Below are 20,674 nucleotides of genomic sequence, written 5' to 3' on the forward strand. Positions count from 1 at the left end.
TTAAAGACCGGCGGCCATGGCTTTGTCGATCAGCCAGTTCAGGTTCGGACCACGGGTGCTGTTCACTTCAACCGGGCGACCGGCGAAAGCGCTGTTCAGCGGCTCGTCGGGTTTGATCTGCACGCGGATGTCGGACGACAGGTCGGCACTGTTCAGGCTGGTGCTGCTGACGATCTTGCCGCTGCGGATTTTGTCTTCGCCGGCGATCTGGAAGCTGACCGTGCTGCCTGGCAGAACTTCGCCGAACTGGCGATAGGAGAAGCGCGCTTCAACGTTGGCTTCGCTGTTACGCGGCACCAGTTGGAAGATCACGTCGCCCTTGCTGGCGTACTGACCGTCGGCAACCAGTTGCTGGGCCACGGTGCAATCGCACGGCGAGGTCAGGGTGCCGGTCATTTGCTTGCCGAACAGTTCTTCAACCTTGGCCGGTTGCAGTTGATCTTCGTCAAGATGGCCCTTGAGCACGTCGAGCATACTGGTGCTGAAAGTTGCCAGCGGGGCGCCTTTGGCGGCAACGCCGTCGGATTTGATCAGGCTCTGCACGGTGCCGTCGCGGGGCATGGTGATGTTCATCGCCGGTACGCTCACCAGGCCGGCCTGGGCGTGGCTGACGAAGTACATGCCGTACACCGACTTGAAGATGAAACCGAAGGCCGTCAGACCGACGAGGAAAATCGCCAGGCTGAAGGTCACTGCGCGCAGACGACCGAACGGGGTCATGCCGTGGCCGCCATCCTTGACCTTGCGCGCCTTGGTGAAGTTGTCGCGCTGCAGGGTCGCCAGCATCTCGCCGACGCTGACGATATCGCCAGCCAGGTGCGAGGTGATCAGGTGGCGCAGGGTGGAAATGTCCCGCGGCTCCAGGTTCTGGAACTGGCAACCGGCGCGGCCGGTTTCGCGATCGAAGGAGCGCACTTGCAGCTCCACGTCCATGGCCAGGCCGAGGTTATCGATAACAAATTGCAGGCGAGCCTTGTAGACCTCGCCGACCTTCAGGGGCAACTGACCGGCGTTGAAAGCCAGGCCGCCAGCGGAGAGGTCGATGACCCGGGCTTCAACCGGAGTCCGGTCAGGACCGAAGAAACGCAGCTTGGCCGGGATTTTCACTCGGGCGTGTTGGCGCTGGGCTTCTGATTCATGCACTACGTTGGCGTTGACGGCGGTATTCATATAGACGATTTCCTAGTTAATTCAGGCGAGTTCGGTCAGACCATCATCAGCAGCACGGCAACAAAAATGCTGCCGGCGGAGAAGGTCATGGTCCGAGACGACCAAGTGTTGAACCAACCTTGAAAGCTGGCGAGATCACGGGTCAGAGAAGTGGGCTGGCGACTCCAGGACTGTCGGTCGAGGCGGAAGAACACGTAGATCTTCACCAGCGCGCCGACGATCTGGTTGTAATAGAGAATCGCCGGGTAGGCCGGGCCGATCTTGTGACCGGACAAAGACAGCAACACGGTCAGGATCAGGCGGGTAATGCCGATCCACAGCAGGTAAACCAGGATGAACGCGGCGCCGTACTTGAAGGTGGCAATGATCGCCACGGTCAGGCCCAGCAAGGAGGTCCACATCGACACACGCTGATCGAACAGCACCACCGAGGTGAACAGGCCGAGGCGTTTCATCCCCAGGCCAAGGGCGCGGGAGTTCTGGCGCAGGTTGTTGCCATACCAGCGGAACATCAGTTTGCGGCTGGCCTTGATGAAGCTTTTTTCCGGCGGGTGTTCCACGGTGTGGATCGCGGCGTCCGGCACGTAGAACGTGTCGTAACCCAGGCGCATCAGGCTGAACCAGCTCGACTTGTCATCACCGGTCAGGAACTTGAAGCGACCCAGGCGCCAATGTTGCAGCGAGTCGCTTTCGACGTCAGCGATGAAGTCCGGGTTGGTGACCACGGAGGCGCGGAATACCGACATCCGGCCGGTCATGGTCAGTACGCGCTTGGACAAGGCCATCGAGCACATGTTGATGTGGCGCTGGGCGAAGCGCAGTTTGTGCCATTCGCTCATGATGTAGCCGCCGCGCACTTCGCAGAACTCGTTGGTGGTCAGGCCGCCGACATTGCCGAACAGCTGGAACCACGGCACGGTCTTGAGCACGACGCCTTCGGCGAGCACGGTGTCGCCATCGATCACTGCAACCACGGCGCGGTCGTCCGGCAAGTGGCGGGAGATGGCGCGGAAACCGTAGGCCAGGCCATCGCGCTTGCCGGTGCCGGGAATGCGCACGAAGTCGAGCTTGACGCGGTCTGGTGGGTTCATCCGGGACCACAGGCTTTTCACCAGCAACTCATCGGACATTTCCACGATGGAGCAGACCATGGTGGTGGGCAGGCCGCAGTCGATCGCTTCGCGAATCACCGAGGCGTAGACCTGGGCGGTGGTCAGCGCGTCGATACGAAAACTGGTGACCATCAGGAATACATGGGACGGGTCTGCCGCTTTACCCAGCTTGCGCACTTTGCGCCGCAGGTGCGGGTAGACCACGTACAGAAACAGCATGCCGCGCAGAAAGTGCGTGGCTCCCATCGAGTAGCGCCAGATACCGACGATACCGATCAGGAAGATAAAGTCCCTCGACTCGGAGTCGAATGTGGACGCAGGCAACGCCATGGCGATGCCCATCAATAAACTCAGGTAGAACAGCCAACCGGCGGCCTGAAGTAGGCCGTGCTTTAGCCTGTGCATAATCTGCATCCGTCTCGATCTCGGGCGAGCCTGTGGGGTGGCCCGATGGGGTTAAGGCAGGCGTAAATGCCGAAGGTTGTGGCGTCTGGGATGACGCCTTCGCTGCGATGCGGCGATCCGACAAGCCAGCTCCTACAGGAGCCGGCTTGCTGGCGATCAGCGCGAAGCGCTTACAACCCGCCGGTTACCAGCAGATGCCTTCGGTACGACCGCTGACACTGGTGGCTTGGGACATGAAACCGACCAGGTCGATCACTTGCTTGCCGTGAGGAGCCTGTTGCGCCAAGGCGCGGAATTTCTCGTCACGGTTGCCGAGGATGATCACGTCGGAGTTGTTGATCACTTCGTCGAAATCGGCGTTGAGCAAGGACGAGACGTGAGGGATCTTCGACTCGATGTAATCCTTGTTCGCACCGTGAACACGGGCGTACTCGACGTTGGTGTCGTAGATGCTCAGGTCGTAGCCCTTGCCGATCAGCATTTCCGCCAGGTCAACCAGCGGGCTTTCGCGCAGGTCGTCGGTGCCGGCCTTGAAGCTCAGACCCAGCAGGGCGACTTTGCGTTTGCCGTGGCTGGAGACGATGTCGAAAGCGTTCTGCACCTGAGACTCGTTACTGCGCATCAGCGAGTTGAGCAGCGGAGCTTCCACGTCCAGGGAACCGGCGCGGTAGGTCAGGGCGCGAACGTCTTTGGGCAGGCAGGAGCCGCCGAACGCGAAACCAGGGCGCATGTAGTATTGGGACAGGTTCAGCGTCTTGTCCTGGCAGACCACGTCCATCACTTCACGACCATCGACGCCGACAGCCTTGGCGATGTTGCCGATCTCGTTGGCGAAGGTCACCTTGGTGGCGTGCCATACGTTGCAGGTGTACTTGATCATCTCGGCAACAGCGATGTCCTTGCGGATGATCGGTGCGTCGAGCTCTTCGTACAGCGATTGCAGAACGTCGCCCGAAGCCTTGTCGAACTCGCCGATGACGGTCATCGGTGGCAGATCGTAGTCGGCGATCGCGGTGCTTTCACGCAGGAACTCAGGGTTCACTGCAACGCCGAAGTCGACACCGGCTTTCTTGCCGGAGCAGTCTTCGAGGATCGGGATGACAACGTTTGCGACAGTGCCCGGCAAAACGGTGCTGCGAACCACGATGGTGTGGCGGGTGGTCTTGTCACGCAGGACAAAACCGATCTCGCGGCACACGGCTTCGATGTAGTTCAGTTCCAGGTCGCCGTTTTTCTTGCTCGGCGTGCCGACGCAAATCATCGACAGGTCGGTGTCGCGAATCGCTTCGGCGAAGTTGGTCGTGCCGCGCAGGCGGCCCGTTTCGATACCCTGTTGCAGAAGTTCGCCCAGACCCGGTTCAACGATCGGCGATTTGCCGGCATTGATCATATCGATCTTGTCTTTGGCGACATCGACGCCAACGACGTCATGGCCCCGTGCAGACAGGCAACCGGCACATACTGCACCGACGTAACCTAAACCAAATATGCTGATGCGCATCGCATTTACCTCTCAGTTAATCAAGCCTGTTTCACCAAGCCATTACATGGCCGGGATTAATGGTGTTAAGCGGTCATAGTGCGCTCGCAAGTGCGGCCTTACAGGCGTCACAATGCAGCGAGCACGCATCTAAGTTCCGAGTGTCTAAATAAGTGCACTCAAGATGTGCGCAACTAGGCCTTGTTATTATGATGTGCCCTGTCATGCAGCCAAGCTTCTGTTCAGAAGTCATTGGTGCAAAGGTCTTGCGCGCTCAATGCCAGGCAATAAGCCCGTAAATCAAGCGGTTGGGTGCTCAGCTGAGCACGTTTATAGGGGCGCGGCCTTGGCCTGGCAGGGGATAGTGTTGATGCGTTATCTCCTGTCCTTCATGTGTTGCCCAAATCAGGGATTGGCAGCAGAAGTTGATGTGAAAAACTTTGCTGCGTGAATCACTTCTCTGCGTAAGTTATCTCGTACATGCACCGTGAGAATCGTTACCGGTGGTATGAACTACGCATTTGGACATAGTTCCGGTCCGCTCATCGCGAATGCTGAAATTTCTTGAAATATTGAGAAAGATGGCACTGCTCTCATATTGATGGCATTGCCTGTTTCACCCTTGATACATAGGGTTTTGAGCGGCTTAGATATTTTTGTGCCACTACTGCTGAAAATTTTCGGTGCCACTACGGAAAAATTTCAGCAGTGTCGAGTGAAACTAAAGTTAGGGATTTGGGTGTTGGGTTTTTGGCGCCAATAATACGGCGAACAGGGCGGGGTATTGTCGGACGATCAGACGGCGGCGCGGGACGGATCATGAAGGGGCCCGCGCCGACCGGTTGCCTACTCTGGAGCGTGATCGCGCAGAAACACCAGATTGTCCGGCGAAGACTGCTCGGCACTGTAGCGGTAGCCCTGCACGTCGAACCGCTTAAGGGCGGCCGGGTCGTTCACGCGCTCTTCAATGACAAAGCGGCTCATCATTCCCCGGGCTTTTTTCGCGTAGAAGCTGATGATCTTGTACTGGCCGTTCTTCAGGTCCTTGAACTCGGTATTGATGATCCGCGCGTTCAGGGCGCTACGCTTAACCGCCGAGAAATACTCGTTGGACGCCAGGTTCAGCAGCACGTCGTCACCTTGATCGGCGAGCGCTTCGTTCAGCCATTCGCTGATCCGCGTGCCCCAGAAGGCATACAGGTCCTTGCCGCGGGCGTTGGCCAGTTTGGTACCCATCTCCAGTCTATACGGCTGCATCAGATCCAGTGGACGCAACAGGCCATAGAGTCCGGACAACATGCGCAAGTGCTGCTGGGCGTAATCGAAGTCGGCTTCGCTGAAGGTTTGCGCATTCAGCCCGGTGTACACGTCGCCCTTGAACGCCAGCAACGCCTGTTTGGCGTTGGCTGGGGTAAAGGCCGGCGTCCAGCTGCCAAAACGCGCGGCGTTGAGCCCGCCGATCTTGTCGGAGACATGCATCAACTCGCTGATCTGCGCCGGAGTCAGCTCGCGCAATTGCAGGATCAGCTCCTGGGAATGGTCAAGGTATTGCGGCTGGGTGAAGCGCTGGGTCGCCGGCGGTGTTTCGTAGTCGAGGGTCTTGGCGGGGGAAATCACCATCAGCATGAAGTCGTCTCCTTTAATCGTGGGGGCGATTCTAGGGGGTTGTCCTTGTTGACTCCAGCTATCGAGGTAATAGGTGATCGATGGCTTTGCACAATCCCTGTAGGAGCGGGCTTGCTCGCGAATGCGGTGTGTCAGGAAGATTGATATTGGATGTGCCGCCGCCTTCGCGGGCAAGCCACGCTCCTACAGGTCCCGGCCGCATCAGCTATAGTGCCGCCCGGGTTTTGTTATGGAGACATCCCATTGCGTATCGCTTTTCTATTCTCGGCGTGGCTCTTGAGTTTCGCTGCCCTGGCGGCACCGGGCGAGGTGGCGACGCTTGATCGCAGCACCTGGCCCGAACAGCTCAACAGCCCGACCCTGTTCGACGTCGCGTCGCGGGCCGAGATTCTGATGTTCGCCAGAGTGCTGCTGGCGAGCGAAGCCCTGGACGAAGCGAGCCTGGCCCAGCGGCTGGGCCTGCGTGCGATCAATCTGGCGTCGGTCAACCACCTGCGTCAGCGTCTATGGCAGCGCCTGCTGGGCAACTACAACTTCGCCCAGCAAAGCTGCGACCAGGACGCCTCCTTCTGCTTCCTGGTCGAGGACCTGGAGACCTTGCGCCAGCAAGCGGCCAAGTTTCAGGTCAGTGACGACAGCTACTACATCAAGTGGGCCGAGCCGAGTCGGCAGTTCCATGCCCGATACCTGGACGAGCAACTGCGCAAGGCTGCGCTGTTCCCGCAAACCAGCAGCGAAGTCGATCGTTTCGGCGACTTCGAGCGCGATGGCGATCAGATGAATGACCGGCTGTTCCTGCTGACCTTCGACAGCGCCGCCAATGCCGCACCGGACAACACCGCCTGGGTCACCGAGTACCTGCGCAAGTCGAACATGAGCGGCACCTTCTTCGTCCTCGGCAAGGATATCCAGGCGCGCCTGGCTGAGCGCTCGGTTGCCAGTCTGCAGGCGACTTATTCAACGCAATGCATCGGTGTGCAGGGCTGGGAGTTCCGCTCCCACAGCCATTGGCAGGACTGGCAGGACTCGGTACGACGCAGTGTCGAACTGGTCAAAGGCAAACTGCCGGAAAATTACGTGCCGCTGTTTCGTCCGCCGGATGGCCAACGTCGTGCAGACGCCGAAAGCTTCTTCAGCGCCCAAGGCTTGCAAGTAGCACTGTGGGACATCGATGCCCAGGACGGCGCGGGCAAGCTCAAGCCGGAGCAGAGCGCGCAACGGGTATTGACCCTGATGCTGCTGTGGCGCCACGGAGTGATCAACTTCAACGTGAAGCAGGATGGGGTGAAAACGGCGATGCCTTGGCTTATCACGCAAACGGCGCAAAGCGGGATCGGTTGGGACGACTGTCAGGACGGGTTTCGCTGAAAACGACAAAAGCCCGGAAACATTGGGCGAAGGGTGATTTCTGAAGAGAATTCGGTGCAGGCGGACTTCTGACTTTAACGGCACATTGCCTGCACGCCAAGGGCTATTCGTCACTCTGAAAAATAAACTTCAAAAAAGCGTCAAAGTACTTTTTTCTGTCACAGGTTTTGGAGTATTACGAAGACAGACCGCCGAAACCTGCAACACAGGTGGCGTCTTCCAAGACTCCTTGTGTTCAGTTCACTTGAGTCCTGCTGTTTGTCCTGGGGCGGGGTGAATTCGGTGGCCACTTCGAGGCGCAGCACTGTCACGGTATTGCGTCGACTGGCTCTCACACAGGTGACCGAGTATGGATGATCACGGACGTAGTTCTTCCTCCAACCAGCCAATCCTTTATGTACTCGATACCAATGTATTGATTCACGATCCAAACGCCCTGCTTAACTTCGAAGAACACCACGTCGCCATCCCCATGACCGTGCTTGAAGAGCTGGACAAGCTCAAGAGCGGGCATCACAGCGTGGCGGCCGAATGCCGCCAGGCCATTCGCCTGATCGACAAGACCCTGGGCGACGCCAGCCCTGAAGACGTCGAACTCGGTGTGCCGATCCAGCGTGGCAAAAGCGGGCCCAAGGGTTTGCTGTCAATTCTGATGAGCAAGCGCGCCGAACCGAACATCATTCTTCCCGAGCATCTGAACGACAACATCATCATCAACCAGTTGATCGACCTGCACGCACGCGAGCCCGATCTGCCCGTGGTGCTGGTCACCAAAGACATCAACATGCGCCTCAAGGCCCGGGCCTGCGGGATTGCGGCCGAGGACTACAGCACCGACCAGCTGGTTGACGACGTCTCGCTGCTGCCCAATGGTTATCACAACATGGACGGCTCCTTCTGGGACCGCGTGAAAAATGTCGAAACCCGTCAGGACCATGGTCGCACCTGGCACCAGGTGCAGCTGATCGACAACCTGCCGGCGGTGCATATCAATGAGTTCATCATCGACGAGCAGGGTTTTGTCGGCTGGATCAAGGAGATTGAGGAAGACCGCCTGCTGATTCTCGACCTGCATCAGGAACCCCTGTTGCACCAGGAAGCCTGGGGCTTGAAACCGCGTGACATTTATCAGAGCCTGGCGCTGTACGCCTTGCTCGATCCGGATATCCACCTGGTCAATCTGACCGGCGCCGCCGGCTCGGGTAAAACCATCCTGGCCCTGGCGGCGGCCATCGAGCAGACCATGGTCAGCAAACGCTACCGGCGGATCATCGCTACCCGCAGCGTGCAGGGCCTGGACCAGGAGATCGGCTTCCTGCCCGGCACCGAAGCGGAAAAGATGGAACCCTGGCTGGGCGCGATCACCGACAACCTCGAAGCCTTGCACATGGATGACGAAAACACCCATGGCAGCGTCGACTACATCCTCAGCAAAGTGCCGTTGCAGTTCAAATCCCTCAATTACATCCGGGGCCGCAGCTTCCAGCAGAGCCTGATCCTGATCGATGAATGCCAGAACCTCACGCCGCACCAGATGAAAACCATCATCACCCGTGCCGGCGCAGGGTCCAAAGTGGTGTGCCTGGGCAACCTGGCGCAGATCGACACCCCTTACCTGTCCGCGACCAGCTCCGGGCTGACGTACCTGACCGAACGTTTTAAAGACTTTCCCAATGGCGTGCACATCACCCTGCAAGGGGTGCCGCGTTCGATTCTGGCTGAATACGCAGAGTCGCATTTGTAATCTTCACCAGAACCGGGCGGCCTCAAGGTCGCCCGGTTTTTTAATGCCTTACACAAATCAAACTGTGGGAGGGGGCTTGTAGTGATCGGATAATCAAAGGTGCGGAAATCTGACCCGCAGGTTTACAATCGGGACTCCTGATCAGGAGTATCCCTGTGCTGACTCATCTCGATTCCCAAGGTCGCGCCAACATGGTCGACGTCACCGAAAAAGCCGTGACGTTCCGCGAAGCGACGGCCCAGGCGCTGGTGCGCATGCTGCCCGAAACCCTGCAAATGATCGTCAGCGGCGGTCACCCCAAGGGTGATGTGTTTGCCGTGGCGCGTATCGCCGGCATTCAGGCGGCGAAGAAAACCAGCGATCTGATTCCCCTGTGCCATCCGCTGCTGCTTACCGGCGTCAAGGTCGAACTCAGTGCCGAGGGCGACGACACCGTGCGCATCGTCGCGCGCTGCAAGTTGTCCGGGCAGACCGGCGTCGAAATGGAAGCCCTGACCGCTGCCAGCGTTGCTGCGCTGACCATCTATGACATGTGCAAGGCCGTGGACCGCGGCATGACCATCGAAAGCGTACGGCTGCTGGAGAAGCTCGGCGGCAAAAGCGGCCATTTCCAGGCGGACCAGCCATGAACCTCACCGTGAAGTTTTTCGCCCGTTACCGGGAAGCGCTCGGCGTCGACTCGGTGAAGGTTGAAGGTGATTTCGCTACCGTCGATGACGTACGTGCGCTGCTTGTCCAGCGCGATGGCGCCGAGGTACTGAGCGAACAGAACCTGATGTGCGCCCGCAACGAAGACCTGTGCCAGCTCGATGAGCCGGTGAGCGATGGCGATGAAGTCGCCTTTTTTCCCACCGTGACCGGGGGCTGAGCCATGGCGATTCGTGTGCAGTCCACGGCGTTTGATCCGGGTGCCGAAGTCAATGCCATGCACGCGGCCAATGTCGGGGTCGGTGCGGTGGTGAGTTTTGTCGGCTACGTGCGCGACTTCAACGACGGGCTGGAGGTGGCCGGGATGTTTCTGGAGCACTACCCGGGCATGACCGAGAAAGCCCTGGGCAAGATCGCCGTCGAGGCCGAGCAGCGCTGGCCGCTGCTCAAGCTGGAAGTGCTGCATCGCATCGGCGCCCTGGAGCCGGGTGAGCCGATCGTCTTCGTCGGCGCCGCCAGCGCCCACCGCCAGGCGGCGTTCGACGCCTGCGCTTTTGTCATGGACTACCTGAAAACCCGCGCGCCGTTCTGGAAGAAAGAGCATACCCCTGATGGTGCGCGCTGGGTGGAAGGGCGCGACAGTGATCATGCGGCGGCGGATCGTTGGAGGCAGTAAACAACCTGTTGTGTTGTTGTCGACTGCTCTGGCCCCTTCGCGAGCAGGCTCGCTCCCACAGGGAATCTTCGTCGTACACAAAATTTGTGTTCATGGAGATTAACCGTGGGAGCGAGCCTGCTCGCGAAGAGGCCGTCTGCAACACCCGATTTCCCCCTGATTTATCTCCCGACCAGATGCCGATTTAACCCTGCACGCCCAATTGACGGCCGATACATAAAAGTCCAGTATGGATTTATAAGTACAAAAAAAGGCTCCCCCCCGTTCCTGCTCTTTCTTCTGTCTTGCCAAACCAACAACAACCTGCGAGAGAACGAACATGAAGAAATTCCCCCTCATCACCGGTCTGGCCCTGAGCCTGTTGGCGTGCAGCACTGTGTTCGCCGCCGAGAAAACCCTGCGCATCGGCATTGAAGCGGCCTATCCACCGTTCGCCTCGAAGAGCTCGGACGGCAAGATTGTCGGTTTCGACTACGACATCGGCAATGCCCTGTGCGCGCAGATGCAGGTCAAGTGCCAGTGGGTCGAAGGTGAGTTCGACGGTCTGATTCCTTCGCTGAAAGTGAAGAAAATCGACATGGCATTGTCCTCCATGACCATCAACGAAGACCGCAAGAAGTCGGTGGATTTCACCCACAAGTACTACTTCACCTCATCGCGCCTGGTGATGAAGGAAGGCGCGGTGGTGGATGACCAGTACGCCAGCCTCAAGGGCAAGACGGTCGGCGTGCAGCGTGCGACCACCACCGACCGGTATGCCACCGAGGTGTTCGAACCCAAGGGCATCAACGTCAAGCGTTACAGCAACAACGAAGAGATCTACATGGATCTGGCGGCCGGTCGCCTCGATGCCATTTTTGCCGACACCATTCCGCTCAATGACTTCCTGACGATGCCCCGGGGCAAAGGCTATGCCTTCGCCGGGCCGGAGCTCAAGGACCCGAAATACGTGGGTGAGGGCGCCGGGATAGCGGTGCGCAAGGGCAACACCGAGTTGGTCTCCCAGCTGAACTCGGCCATCGACGGCATCCGCGCCAGTGGCGAATACCAGAAGATTTCCGAGAAGTACTTCAAGTCGGATATCTACGGCGACTGATCGAAGCCCAGGCGCGTCCGTTCGAACGCCTTCGTCGGAACGCCCCCCGGAGCCGGCTCCGGGCGGCGCTCCGACGAAGAGGCCTTCGGCTTATACAAAATTCAGTGCATCGCTGAAAGTTAATCCCTTCTTAACCGGCTTGTCGTCTATTCCCCGATACCCGCCCGCGCGCGCCAGGCTCTCAAACGTCGAGCCCAGCGTGTAGAATTTGGGCATTCGATATTCAGAAGGGAAACGCAATGAGCGAGGAAACAATGCGGCTGGGCCGTGAACGGCGCTATCTGGTGCTGCTGGGCGCCATCTGCCTGGCGCTGATCGGCGGCGCGCTGTACATGCAAATCGTCCTGGGCGAGGCGCCGTGCCCGCTGTGTATCCTGCAACGCTACGCCTTGCTGCTGATTGCGATATTCGCCTTCATCGGCGCGGCCATGCGCACCCGCCGCAGCATCACAGTGTTTGAAACCCTGGTGGTGATCTGCGCCCTGGCCGGGGTCGGAGTGGCCGGGCATCACGTCTATACCCAGTTCTATCCGACGGTCAGCTGCGGCATCGATGTGCTGCAACCGATTGTCGACGGTTTGCCGCTGGCAAAGATCTTCCCTTTGGGCTTCCAGGTCGACGGTTTCTGCTCGACTCCCTACCCGCCGATTCTTGGCCTGTCCCTCGCCCAATGGGCGTTGGTCGCCTTTGTGCTTGTGGTCATCCTGGTGCCGCTGCTGACATCGCGTAACCGTAAAGCCCTGCGCTGAGTTCATCCTGCGCATCGCCATGACAATCCGAAAACGCCCCGGTCCTCGTTGAGAGCGCCGGGGCGTTTTGCATTGCACAGGCAGGTGAAAAGACCTTGATGCGCGACAAGTTTGGGTACGGCATGTGTGCGACATGTTGTCACAGCGCGAGTGTCGCAAGGCATTTCCAGGTCGTGAATTCCCCCATTGCGGCACAACAAAAAACGGCTTTTCGTTGCCTGGCGGCTTCGACCCTCCAACTCCCGAGCAGGCAGTTTTAACAGGGCCTGGCGAATCGCCGAAGCCCTTGTCGGATAGGGGCTAGGGCTGGGTCGAAAGCGAGTGTAGAGCCTTCGATACTGTCTGATCCGAGTGCGGTAGACCTACTATTTTTGGTGTTTTTGTTGAGAATGAATTTCGATAACATGCCGGACTTTTGCGGGATTCGTGAATGATTGTTGCCGATACGGATATAAATTATTTCGGGATGAGACATGGTTTATGAATCGTTACATATCTACAATCGCCCGCACTGAATTCCCCGACACTGCTCACCCTGACTCAGGCGCATGAGCAGGGACAGGGTGTCGAGAAGCCCGATGGCTTCATGCGACTCCCAGACGTCGGTGCCTTCCACTATCCGCACCAAATGGAATTGGTCTGTAACAAGGCCTTTGACCACGAATTCGAATAAGAACTCACCGCTGACCCAGGATTTGTCGAACAGCGTCTGACGCGCGACGGGCAGCCCTTATTCAATCAAAGAAAAATGCCAACCCTTGGCAGGGTGAAGTGTTGGCGATCAAAACCCAACTGCATTGCGCAAGCTGCTTTAGAGGTCGTGAGATGAGTAAAAACAGGTACCCAAGACTACTAGGCATATTGCCGCTGCTCGGCACGCTGTTGCTGGGAGGCTGCAACATGACCTTGCTCAATCCCACGGGCCAGGTCGGCCTGGAGCAGCGAAACCTGATCATCACCGCAACGTTGCTGATGCTGTTGGTCGTGGTCCCGGTCATCGTCATGACCTTCCTGTTCGCCTGGAAATACCGCGCGTCGAACACCAACGCGACCTACACCCCGAAATGGAACCACTCCACCAAGATTGAAATCGCGGTGTGGACCGTTCCGATCCTGATCATCATTGCCCTGGGTTACATCACCTACAAGTCGACCCACGAACTGGACCCGTACCGTCCGCTGGAATCCGACGTCAAGCCGATCACCATCGAAGTGGTCGCCCTGGACTGGAAGTGGGTGTTCATCTATCCGGAGCAGGGCATCGCGACCGTTAACAAGATCGTGTTCCCGACGAATACGCCGGTCAACTTCAAGGTGACCTCGGACTCGGTGATGAACTCGTTCTTCATCCCTGGCCTGGGCGGCCAGATCTACGCGATGGCCGGTATGCAGACCAAGCTGCACCTGATTGCCAACCGTGACGCTGAAATGGAAGGCATCTCCGCCAACTACAGCGGCGCAGGTTTCACCGGCATGAAATTCCAAGCGATCTCAACTTCTCAGGAAAATTTCGACGCCTGGGTAAGTGAAGTCAAAAAGGCACCTAAACAGCTTGAAGAAGCTGAATACGCAGCCCTTTCCAAGCCGAGCCAGAACAACCCAGTCGAGCTCTACTCCTCGGTCACCCCGAACCTGTTCCAGATCATCGTCGACAAGTACGAAGGCATGAAACCGGGTCCGAAGGTCAAGCACGAGAAGAAAGAGAAAGAAGTGGCCGCTACGCAAGGAACGGACATGAACGCGCATTCAGCTGCCGGGGCAGAGGAGTAAACGATGTTTGGTAAATTAAGTTGGGAAGCGGTCCCGTTCCACGAACCGATCGTGATGATAACCATCGCCATGATCGCGCTCGGTGGTCTGGCGCTGTTCGCTGCAATCACCTATTTCAAGAAGTGGACCTACCTGTGGACCGAGTGGCTGACGTCGGTCGACCACAAGAAAATCGGCGTGATGTACATCATCGTCGCCATGGTCATGCTGCTGCGCGGTTTTGCCGACGCCATCATGATGCGTACCCAGTTGGCCATGGCCACCGAGGGTTCGCCTGGCTACCTGCCGCCTGAACACTATGACCAGATCTTCACCGCCCACGGTGTGATCATGATCATCTTCATGGCGATGCCATTCTTCACCGGCCTGATGAACCTGGCAGTGCCGCTGCAGATCGGCGCCCGTGACGTGGCCTATCCGTTCCTGAACTCCCTGAGCTTCTGGCTGCTGGTGTCGGGCGTGGTGCTGATCAACCTGTCCCTGGGCGTCGGCGAATTCGCCAAGACCGGTTGGGTTGCCTATCCGCCGCTGTCGGGCCTGCAATACAGTCCGGGCGTGGGGATGGATTACTACATCTGGGCGCTACAGCTATCCGGGCTGGGGACGACGCTGACGGGGGTCAACTTCCTGGCCACCGTGCTGAAAATGCGCACCCCTGGCATGAAGCTGATGGACATGCCGATCTTCACCTGGACCTGCACCTGGGCCAACGTCCTGATCGTGGCTTCGTTCCCGATCCTGACCGCTACCCTGGCACTGCTGACGCTTGACCGTTACATGGATTTCCACATTTTCACCAATGAACTTGGTGGTAATCCAATGATGTACGTCAACCTGTTCTGGGCCTGGGGTCACCCCGAGGTGTACATCCTGATTCTGCCGGCGTTCGGGATCTTCTCCGAAGTCATCTCGACTTTCTCCGGCAAGAAATTGTTCGGCCACCACTCGATGATCTACGCCAGCGGCGCGATCTCGATCCTGGGCTTCATGGTCTGGCTGCACCACTTCTTCACCATGGGTTCGGGTGCCAGCGTCAACGCCTTCTTCGGTCTGGCGACGATGCTGATTTCGATCCCGACGGGGGTGAAGCTATTCAACTGGCTGTTCACCATCTACCAGGGCCGTCTGCGCTTCACCAGCCAGGTGCTGTGGACCCTGGGCTTCATGGTGACCTTCGCTATCGGCGGCATGACCGGCGTACTGCTGGCCATCCCGGGTGCTGACTTCGTCCTGCACAACAGCCTGTTCGTGATCGCGCACTTCCACAACGTGATCATCGGCGGCGCGGTATTCGGCTACATCGCAGGCTTCGCCTTCTACTTCCCGAAAGCGTTCGGCTTCAAGCTGCACGAGGGTTGGGGCAAGGCAGCGTTCTGGTTCTGGATCACCGGCTTCTTCGTCGCGTTCATGCCGCTCTATGTCCTGGGCTTCATGGGCATGACCCGTCGTCTGAACGCCACCACCAACCCTGAGTGGGTACCGTACCTGTACGTGGCCATGTTCGGTGCGGTGATGATCGCCGTCGGTATCGCCTGCCAGTTGATCCAGCTGTACGTCAGCGTTCGTGACCGCAACAAGCCAGAGAACATGTGCGAACACGGTGACCCGTGGAATGCCCATACCCTGGAATGGTCGACCTCGTCGCCACCACCATTCTACAACTTCGCCGTGCTGCCAAAAGCCGAAGTGATCGACCCGTTCACCGAAGCCAAGGAAAACGGCACCGCGTACCAGGCTCCGGCCCGCTACGAGCCGATCCACATGCCAAACAACACCGCCACCGGTGTGGTCATGGGCGCGCTGTTGACCGTGTTCGGTTTCGCGATGATCTGGCACATCTGGTGGCTGGCCATCGTCGGTCTGGTCGGCACCGTGGTGTATTTCACCATCCATGCCGCCCGTGACGACCAGGGCTACATGGTGCCGGTGGATGTCATCGAGCGCATCGAAGCCGAGCAGCACAAACGTCTGGTAGCGGCCGGGAAAGTCCCAGCCACCGCCACCCGTGTTGAAACCTCGTTGGAACAGGCTTAAACCATGTCGAACTTAGTGACCAATGCTGGACACACCCATGTCGATGGACATGGGCACGATGACCATCACCACGACTCGGGCGAGATGACCGTATTCGGTTTCTGGCTCTACCTGATGACCGACTGCATTCTGTTTGCGTCGATCTTCGCGGTGTACGCGGTACTGGTTAACAACGTAGCGGGTGGCCCGTCGGGCCACGACATCTTCGAGCTGCCGTACGTACTGGGCGAAACCGCTCTGCTGCTGTTCAGCTCGATCACCTACGGCTTCGCCATGCTGGCGTTGTTCAAGGGTAACAAGAAGGGTGTGCTGACCTGGTTGGGCATGACCTTCCTGCTGGGCGCCGGCTTTATCGCCATGGAGATCAACGAGTTCCACATTCTGATCGCCGAAGGCTACGGCCCTAGCCGCTCAGGCTTCCTGTCCGGGTTCTTCACCCTGGTCGGCACCCACGGTCTGCACGTGACCAGTGGTCTGATCTGGATGGCGATCATGATGTACCAGGTGCAGAAAAACGGCCTGACGGCGACCAACAAGACCCGTCTGAGCTGCCTGAGCCTGTTCTGGCACTTCCTGGACGTGGTGTGGATCTGCGTATTCACCGTTGTTTATCTGATGGGGACTATGTAAATGGCTAACGCTCATTCCCACGATAGCCACGACGCCGGCCACGGCAGCGTCAAGTCCTACGCTATCGGTTTCATTCTGTCGGTGATCCTGACCGTCATTCCATTCGGCCTGGTGATGTACCCGTCGCTGCCGAAAGCCATGACCCTGTGGATCGTACTGATCTTCGCAGTCGTCCAGGTGCTGGTGCACCTGGTGTACTTCCTCCACCTGGACCGTTCGGCCGCCCAGCGAAACAACGTGATCGCGTTTATCTTCGCTGCCCTGGTCATCGTCCTGCTGGTAGGCCTGTCGCTGTGGATCATGTTCAGCATCCACACCAACATGATGGCGCACTGAGGTAAATCCGGATGTCCTTGAAGCACTTTATCCAAATCACCAAACCGGGGATCATTTTCGGTAACGTGCTTTCAGTGGCAGGCGGATTTTTCCTGGCCTCCAAAGGGCATGTCGATCTGGCCATCTTCCTGGCCGCGATGATCGGCACGTCCCTGGTGGTAGCTTCCGGTTGCGTGTTCAACAACTGCATCGACCGCGACATCGACCTCAAGATGGAACGCACCAAGAACCGGGTGCTGGTCCAGGGCTTGATCTCCCTGAAACTGGCCCTGGCTTTTGCGACCGTCCTTGGTGTTTTCGGCGTTGCACTGTTGTACAAGGTGGCCAACCCGTTGGCCGCGTTGTTCGCGGTGATCGGCTTCGTCATCTACGTCGGCTTCTACAGCCTGTACCTCAAGCGCAAGTCGGTTCACGGTACGCTGGTGGGCAGCCTGTCGGGGGCGATGCCACCGGTGATTGGCTACGTGGCTGTGACCAACAGCTTCGACATGGCCGCCCTGACGCTGCTGGTGATGTTCAGCCTGTGGCAGATGCCGCATTCCTATGCCATCGCGATCTTCCGCTTCAACGATTACCTGGCCGCATCGATTCCGGTGCTGCCGGTGAAGCGCGGGATTGAAGTGGCGAAGAAGCACATCCTGCTGTACATCCTGGCCTTCCTGGTGGCGACCCTGATGCTGACCTTCAGCGGCTACGCCGGCATGAGTTACCTCGCCGTCGCCGCGGCCATGGGCATGTACTGGTTGTACATGGCCTGGACCGGTTACAAGGCAGTGGACGATACGGTCTGGGCACGCAAGCTGTTCGTGTTCTCGATCTTCACCATTACCGCGTTGAGCGTGATGATGTCGCTGGATTTCCAGGTGCCGAGTGAGTTGTTGCTGACTTACGCGCCTTAAGCGTCGGATGCTGAAAAGAGAAACCCCGCCCTTTGAGAGAAGGGCGGGGTTTTTTTTTGGGGATTTTCTGGCGACCGAGTTGCCGCCTTCGCGAGCAAGCCCGCTCCCACAGTTGATCGGGGTAGCCCCCGCGTCCTGAGCACGACGCTGAACCCCTGTGGGAGCGGGCTTGCTCGCGAAGGCGGTGTGTCAGGCAATATTGATGTGCGGCCCTCTTCGCGAGCAGGCTCGCTCCCACAAGGTCAGTGGTGGGCAGTTATTTGCTTTTTGTGTCGAGCAACCGGAAGAATCGTTCCCGCACCTGCACGTTATCGCTGTGGGCAACGTTGAAGCGCAGGAAGTGGCTCGCATCCGGCGCTTTGCTGAGCAGGGTGCCGGGAGCCAGTACCAGATCTATGTCCAGACCTTTCCTCGCCAGGGTTTCGGCATGATGCCCTTCGGGCAATCGCGTCCAGATGAATAACCCTTCATGGGGCAGCGATGACACCGAGCAACCTGCTTCCAGCAGCCAGCGTGTCACCCGACTGCTCGACTCGTAAAGCCGGTCCACCGTGCGCCGGGTGTGTTTGGCATAACTGCCATCGCTGAGCATCGTGCAGATAATCTGTTCCGCCAATTCCGACGTCATGCCGCCGCAGGTCATTTTCAGGGTGACCATCCGTGCGGCCAGTTGTGGCGAAAGCACCGCATAGCTGACGCGGCTGTTAGCCGTCAGGGTCTTGGAGAAACCGGACACGTAACTGACGTTGTCCAGCCCGCCCGCGGCGAGGCGTGGCGTCATGCGTTGCTGTATGTCGCAATACAAGTCGTCTTCGAGGATGTGGAAACCATAACGGTGGCTCAACTCCAGCAGGCGATACACCTGCGCGGGCGAGAACGAGTGCCCGGTCGGGTTGTGCAGTGCGTTGTTGGTCATGTAGAGCACAGGACGATGGGCGATCAGCAATTGCTCGAAGGCTTCCAGGTCCATGCCGTCACAATCCCGGGGGATGGTGATGACCTTGGCGCCATGCAAGGCCAGGTTGGCGTGCATGGTGAAGTAACAGGGGTCGTCGAGCAGCACGGTGTCGCCGGGTTTGACCAGTAGGCGCATCAGCATGTCGATGGCCTGCACGGTGTTGGCCGTGGTGATGATCTGGTCCACTGGCACTTCGATGCCGTGGGTCGACAGCTTCACCCGCAACGCCTCGCGCAGCGGCAGGTAACCGCCGGCAACGCCGTATTCGCCCATGCGCAGGGAGGTTGCGCGCAGGGTGCCGCGCACGGCTTTGAGCAGCTCGTCAGCCGGCAGCCACGAGGACGGCAGGAAACCGGCGCCAGGGCGCAACGCGCCATTGTCCAGCAACACCGCGCGGCGGACCACGCTGAGGGTGTCTTGAGGTTGCAGGTCCGGGCCGGCATCGGTCTGGATCGGGGCGCTGGAACGGTGCACGAAATGCCCCGAACCCTGGCGTGACACCACCAACCCCTTGGCCCGCAAGCGGTCCAGGGCATCGACCACCGTGGACTTGCCGACGTTCATCAAATCGGAGAGTTCGCGAATCGGCGGCAGCCTGGAGCCATGGGGCAGGCCGCCCTGGCTGATCGCAACGGTCAACTGATCGACGATCTGCTGCACCAGCGGCGCGCCGGGCTGGAATTCGATGGCGGCGATGACTGCGCGTTGAACCTGCATTTTACTGGTCTCTCCGACAGTAAAGTTCGTTTGATTCTATACGAACTTGCTCTGATCAGAACAAGCCTTCCTCTCTACCATCACCTTACAGACTTTCCTGGTTGTCGGCGCCTGCGGTCCCGGTATCGCTTGGCTCAGAGGTGTTGCATGAGTGTTCAAACAACGGTCGTCGTCGCCAAACCGGTGATCAACATCCGCCTGTTCACGATCAGGATCATTACCGCCGTGTCGCTGTTTGCGGTGCTGGGCAAGGCCAACGTCTGGCTCGACACCGCCACCAACAGCATTCTCGCCCTCGGTTATCGGGCCTTGTTGTTGCTCCTGCCCCTGACGTTGCTGGTGCTGGGCCGTCGCTCCCTGAGCGTCACGCTGTTGTGCGCCGCCCTCGGGCTGGTACTGCTCGCGGTCACCAGCAACCAGGGCATGGTGATGTTTGCCGCGGCGCTGTTTGCCTACGGTATCGCCATCGCCGGGTACCTGATCAAGAGCGAAGCGGCCCAGACCAAGGAAGGTGCGGCCTACAACCGGGTCGCCATGAACATGGGCAGCCTGGTGGCGGGGCTGATCCTGCTCTCGCCGCTGTTGACCCCCACCATGTTTTTCCTCGGCGCTGCGAGTTTCGTCCTGCTGTGCCTGCCGATCGCCATGGGCGCCACCTTCACCACCCAAACGGTGGCGGCCAGCCTGGCCACCCACGATGGCAGCGGCTGGCGCAACAAACTGCCGTGGGTGATCGCCGGCATCATCATGGGGATCAAACTGTTCGGTGTGTTCTCGATCCTGCCCCAGGCGATCCTGCTCAAGACCGGTGAACTGCCGGCCTGGTATGGCCTGATGCTGATCCTCAACAGCGCGGTGGTGGTGTTCGCCCAGGTCCCGGTGATGAAGCTGATCGAGCGCACCGGGCGCTTCAAGGTGGTCGCGGTGATCGGCATCATCATCGGCGGCTTTGCGGTGCTCTCGTCTCCGGAAGCTTTCCACGTCGAAACCCTGGTCGGTGCGCTGATCTGGGTGGCGCTGCTGTCCATCGCCGAATGTGCGTTCAGCTACCTCGATTACTTCTCGGTCAAACAGAACAACATGTTCGTCAAGGAAGTGTCCCTGGGCGTCGGCGCCGGGCTGACGGTGCTGATCATGCGGGTCACGCCACCGCCGTACAACGCCCTGATTCTGGCGGCCATCGGTGCGGGCGGGATTCTGGCCTGGTACTGGCTCAACCGTAAATCCAACGCGTCGCTGCACGACTGAGTCATCGC

The 20,674-nt window shown here is 58.9% G+C and carries 18 protein-coding genes; 13 read left to right on the forward strand and 5 right to left on the reverse strand.

Annotated features, from left to right (window positions below; genetic code table 11):
- From ACA041_RS04470 to yaaA, 4 genes are all read right to left on the reverse strand, one after another.
- Nucleotides 1-1,170 (reverse strand): PilZ domain-containing protein, encoded by a 1,170-nt coding sequence (locus ACA041_RS04470; protein ID WP_497440052.1) that lies wholly within the window; start codon nucleotides 1,168-1,170, stop codon nucleotides 1-3.
- A 35-nt stretch (nucleotides 1,171-1,205) separates the two neighbouring features.
- Nucleotides 1,206-2,687 (reverse strand): mannuronan synthase, encoded by a 1,482-nt coding sequence (gene alg8 / locus ACA041_RS04475; RefSeq protein WP_497440053.1) that lies wholly within the window; start codon nucleotides 2,685-2,687, stop codon nucleotides 1,206-1,208.
- Between the two features lie 184 nt (nucleotides 2,688-2,871).
- A complete protein-coding gene (locus ACA041_RS04480; RefSeq protein ID WP_497440054.1) occupies nucleotides 2,872-4,188 on the reverse strand; it encodes a nucleotide sugar dehydrogenase in 1,317 nt (438 codons plus the stop codon).
- A gap of 825 nt (nucleotides 4,189-5,013) precedes the next feature.
- Nucleotides 5,014-5,793 (reverse strand): peroxide stress protein YaaA, encoded by a 780-nt coding sequence (yaaA, locus tag ACA041_RS04485; protein ID WP_497440055.1) that lies wholly within the window; start codon nucleotides 5,791-5,793, stop codon nucleotides 5,014-5,016.
- Nucleotides 5,794-6,036: 243 nt separating this feature from the next.
- Here yaaA and ACA041_RS04490 point away from each other — a divergent pair, with 243 nt between their 5' ends.
- From ACA041_RS04490 to cyoE, 12 genes are all read left to right on the forward strand, one after another.
- Nucleotides 6,037-7,161, forward strand: a complete 1,125-nt coding sequence (locus tag ACA041_RS04490) for a polysaccharide deacetylase family protein (RefSeq protein ID WP_497440056.1) — start codon at nucleotides 6,037-6,039, stop codon at nucleotides 7,159-7,161.
- A gap of 349 nt (nucleotides 7,162-7,510) precedes the next feature.
- The gene (locus ACA041_RS04495; protein WP_497440057.1) at nucleotides 7,511-8,905 is read left to right on the forward strand and encodes a PhoH family protein; all 1,395 of its coding nucleotides are present in this window, start codon (nucleotides 7,511-7,513) and stop codon (nucleotides 8,903-8,905) included.
- 155 nt (nucleotides 8,906-9,060) lie between these two features.
- Nucleotides 9,061-9,534: a cyclic pyranopterin monophosphate synthase MoaC gene (gene moaC / locus ACA041_RS04500; protein WP_033061025.1), complete on the forward strand. Its 474-nt coding sequence runs from the start codon at nucleotides 9,061-9,063 to the stop codon at nucleotides 9,532-9,534.
- On the forward strand, nucleotides 9,531-9,773 hold the full coding sequence (locus ACA041_RS04505) for a MoaD/ThiS family protein (protein ID WP_169843163.1): 243 nt from the start codon (nucleotides 9,531-9,533) through the stop codon (nucleotides 9,771-9,773). Before moaC ends, ACA041_RS04505 begins: the two co-directional genes overlap by 4 nt.
- Nucleotides 9,774-9,776: 3 nt before the next feature.
- Nucleotides 9,777-10,229 (forward strand): molybdopterin synthase catalytic subunit MoaE, encoded by a 453-nt coding sequence (gene moaE, locus ACA041_RS04510; protein ID WP_497440058.1) that lies wholly within the window; start codon nucleotides 9,777-9,779, stop codon nucleotides 10,227-10,229.
- Between the two features lie 319 nt (nucleotides 10,230-10,548).
- Nucleotides 10,549-11,325, forward strand: a complete 777-nt coding sequence (locus ACA041_RS04515) for an ABC transporter substrate-binding protein (protein ID WP_497440059.1) — start codon at nucleotides 10,549-10,551, stop codon at nucleotides 11,323-11,325.
- 239 nt (nucleotides 11,326-11,564) lie between these two features.
- Nucleotides 11,565-12,074, forward strand: coding sequence for a disulfide bond formation protein B (locus ACA041_RS04520; protein ID WP_338920591.1), 510 nt, complete (start codon nucleotides 11,565-11,567; stop codon nucleotides 12,072-12,074).
- Between the two features lie 825 nt (nucleotides 12,075-12,899).
- Nucleotides 12,900-13,844: a ubiquinol oxidase subunit II gene (gene cyoA / locus ACA041_RS04525; protein WP_497440060.1), complete on the forward strand. Its 945-nt coding sequence runs from the start codon at nucleotides 12,900-12,902 to the stop codon at nucleotides 13,842-13,844.
- 3 nt (nucleotides 13,845-13,847) lie between these two features.
- Nucleotides 13,848-15,878 (forward strand): cytochrome o ubiquinol oxidase subunit I, encoded by a 2,031-nt coding sequence (gene cyoB, locus ACA041_RS04530; protein ID WP_497440061.1) that lies wholly within the window; start codon nucleotides 13,848-13,850, stop codon nucleotides 15,876-15,878.
- Between the two features lie 3 nt (nucleotides 15,879-15,881).
- Nucleotides 15,882-16,508, forward strand: coding sequence for a cytochrome o ubiquinol oxidase subunit III (locus ACA041_RS04535; RefSeq protein WP_497440062.1), 627 nt, complete (start codon nucleotides 15,882-15,884; stop codon nucleotides 16,506-16,508).
- Nucleotides 16,509-16,844 (forward strand): cytochrome o ubiquinol oxidase subunit IV, encoded by a 336-nt coding sequence (gene cyoD / locus ACA041_RS04540; protein ID WP_194691338.1) that lies wholly within the window; start codon nucleotides 16,509-16,511, stop codon nucleotides 16,842-16,844.
- Nucleotides 16,845-16,855: 11 nt separating this feature from the next.
- Nucleotides 16,856-17,743: a heme o synthase gene (cyoE, locus tag ACA041_RS04545; RefSeq protein WP_497440063.1), complete on the forward strand. Its 888-nt coding sequence runs from the start codon at nucleotides 16,856-16,858 to the stop codon at nucleotides 17,741-17,743.
- A gap of 256 nt (nucleotides 17,744-17,999) precedes the next feature.
- On the opposite strand, the gene ACA041_RS04550 is transcribed toward cyoE, so the two are convergent.
- The gene (locus ACA041_RS04550) at nucleotides 18,000-19,418 is read right to left on the reverse strand and encodes an aminotransferase-like domain-containing protein (RefSeq protein WP_497440064.1); all 1,419 of its coding nucleotides are present in this window, start codon (nucleotides 19,416-19,418) and stop codon (nucleotides 18,000-18,002) included.
- A gap of 147 nt (nucleotides 19,419-19,565) precedes the next feature.
- Here ACA041_RS04550 and ACA041_RS04555 point away from each other — a divergent pair, with 147 nt between their 5' ends.
- Nucleotides 19,566-20,666, forward strand: coding sequence for an MFS transporter (locus ACA041_RS04555; RefSeq protein WP_497440065.1), 1,101 nt, complete (start codon nucleotides 19,566-19,568; stop codon nucleotides 20,664-20,666).
- Nucleotides 20,667-20,674 lie beyond the last annotated feature (8 nt).

This window comes from Pseudomonas sp. LBUM1676 (genome assembly GCF_059695605.1).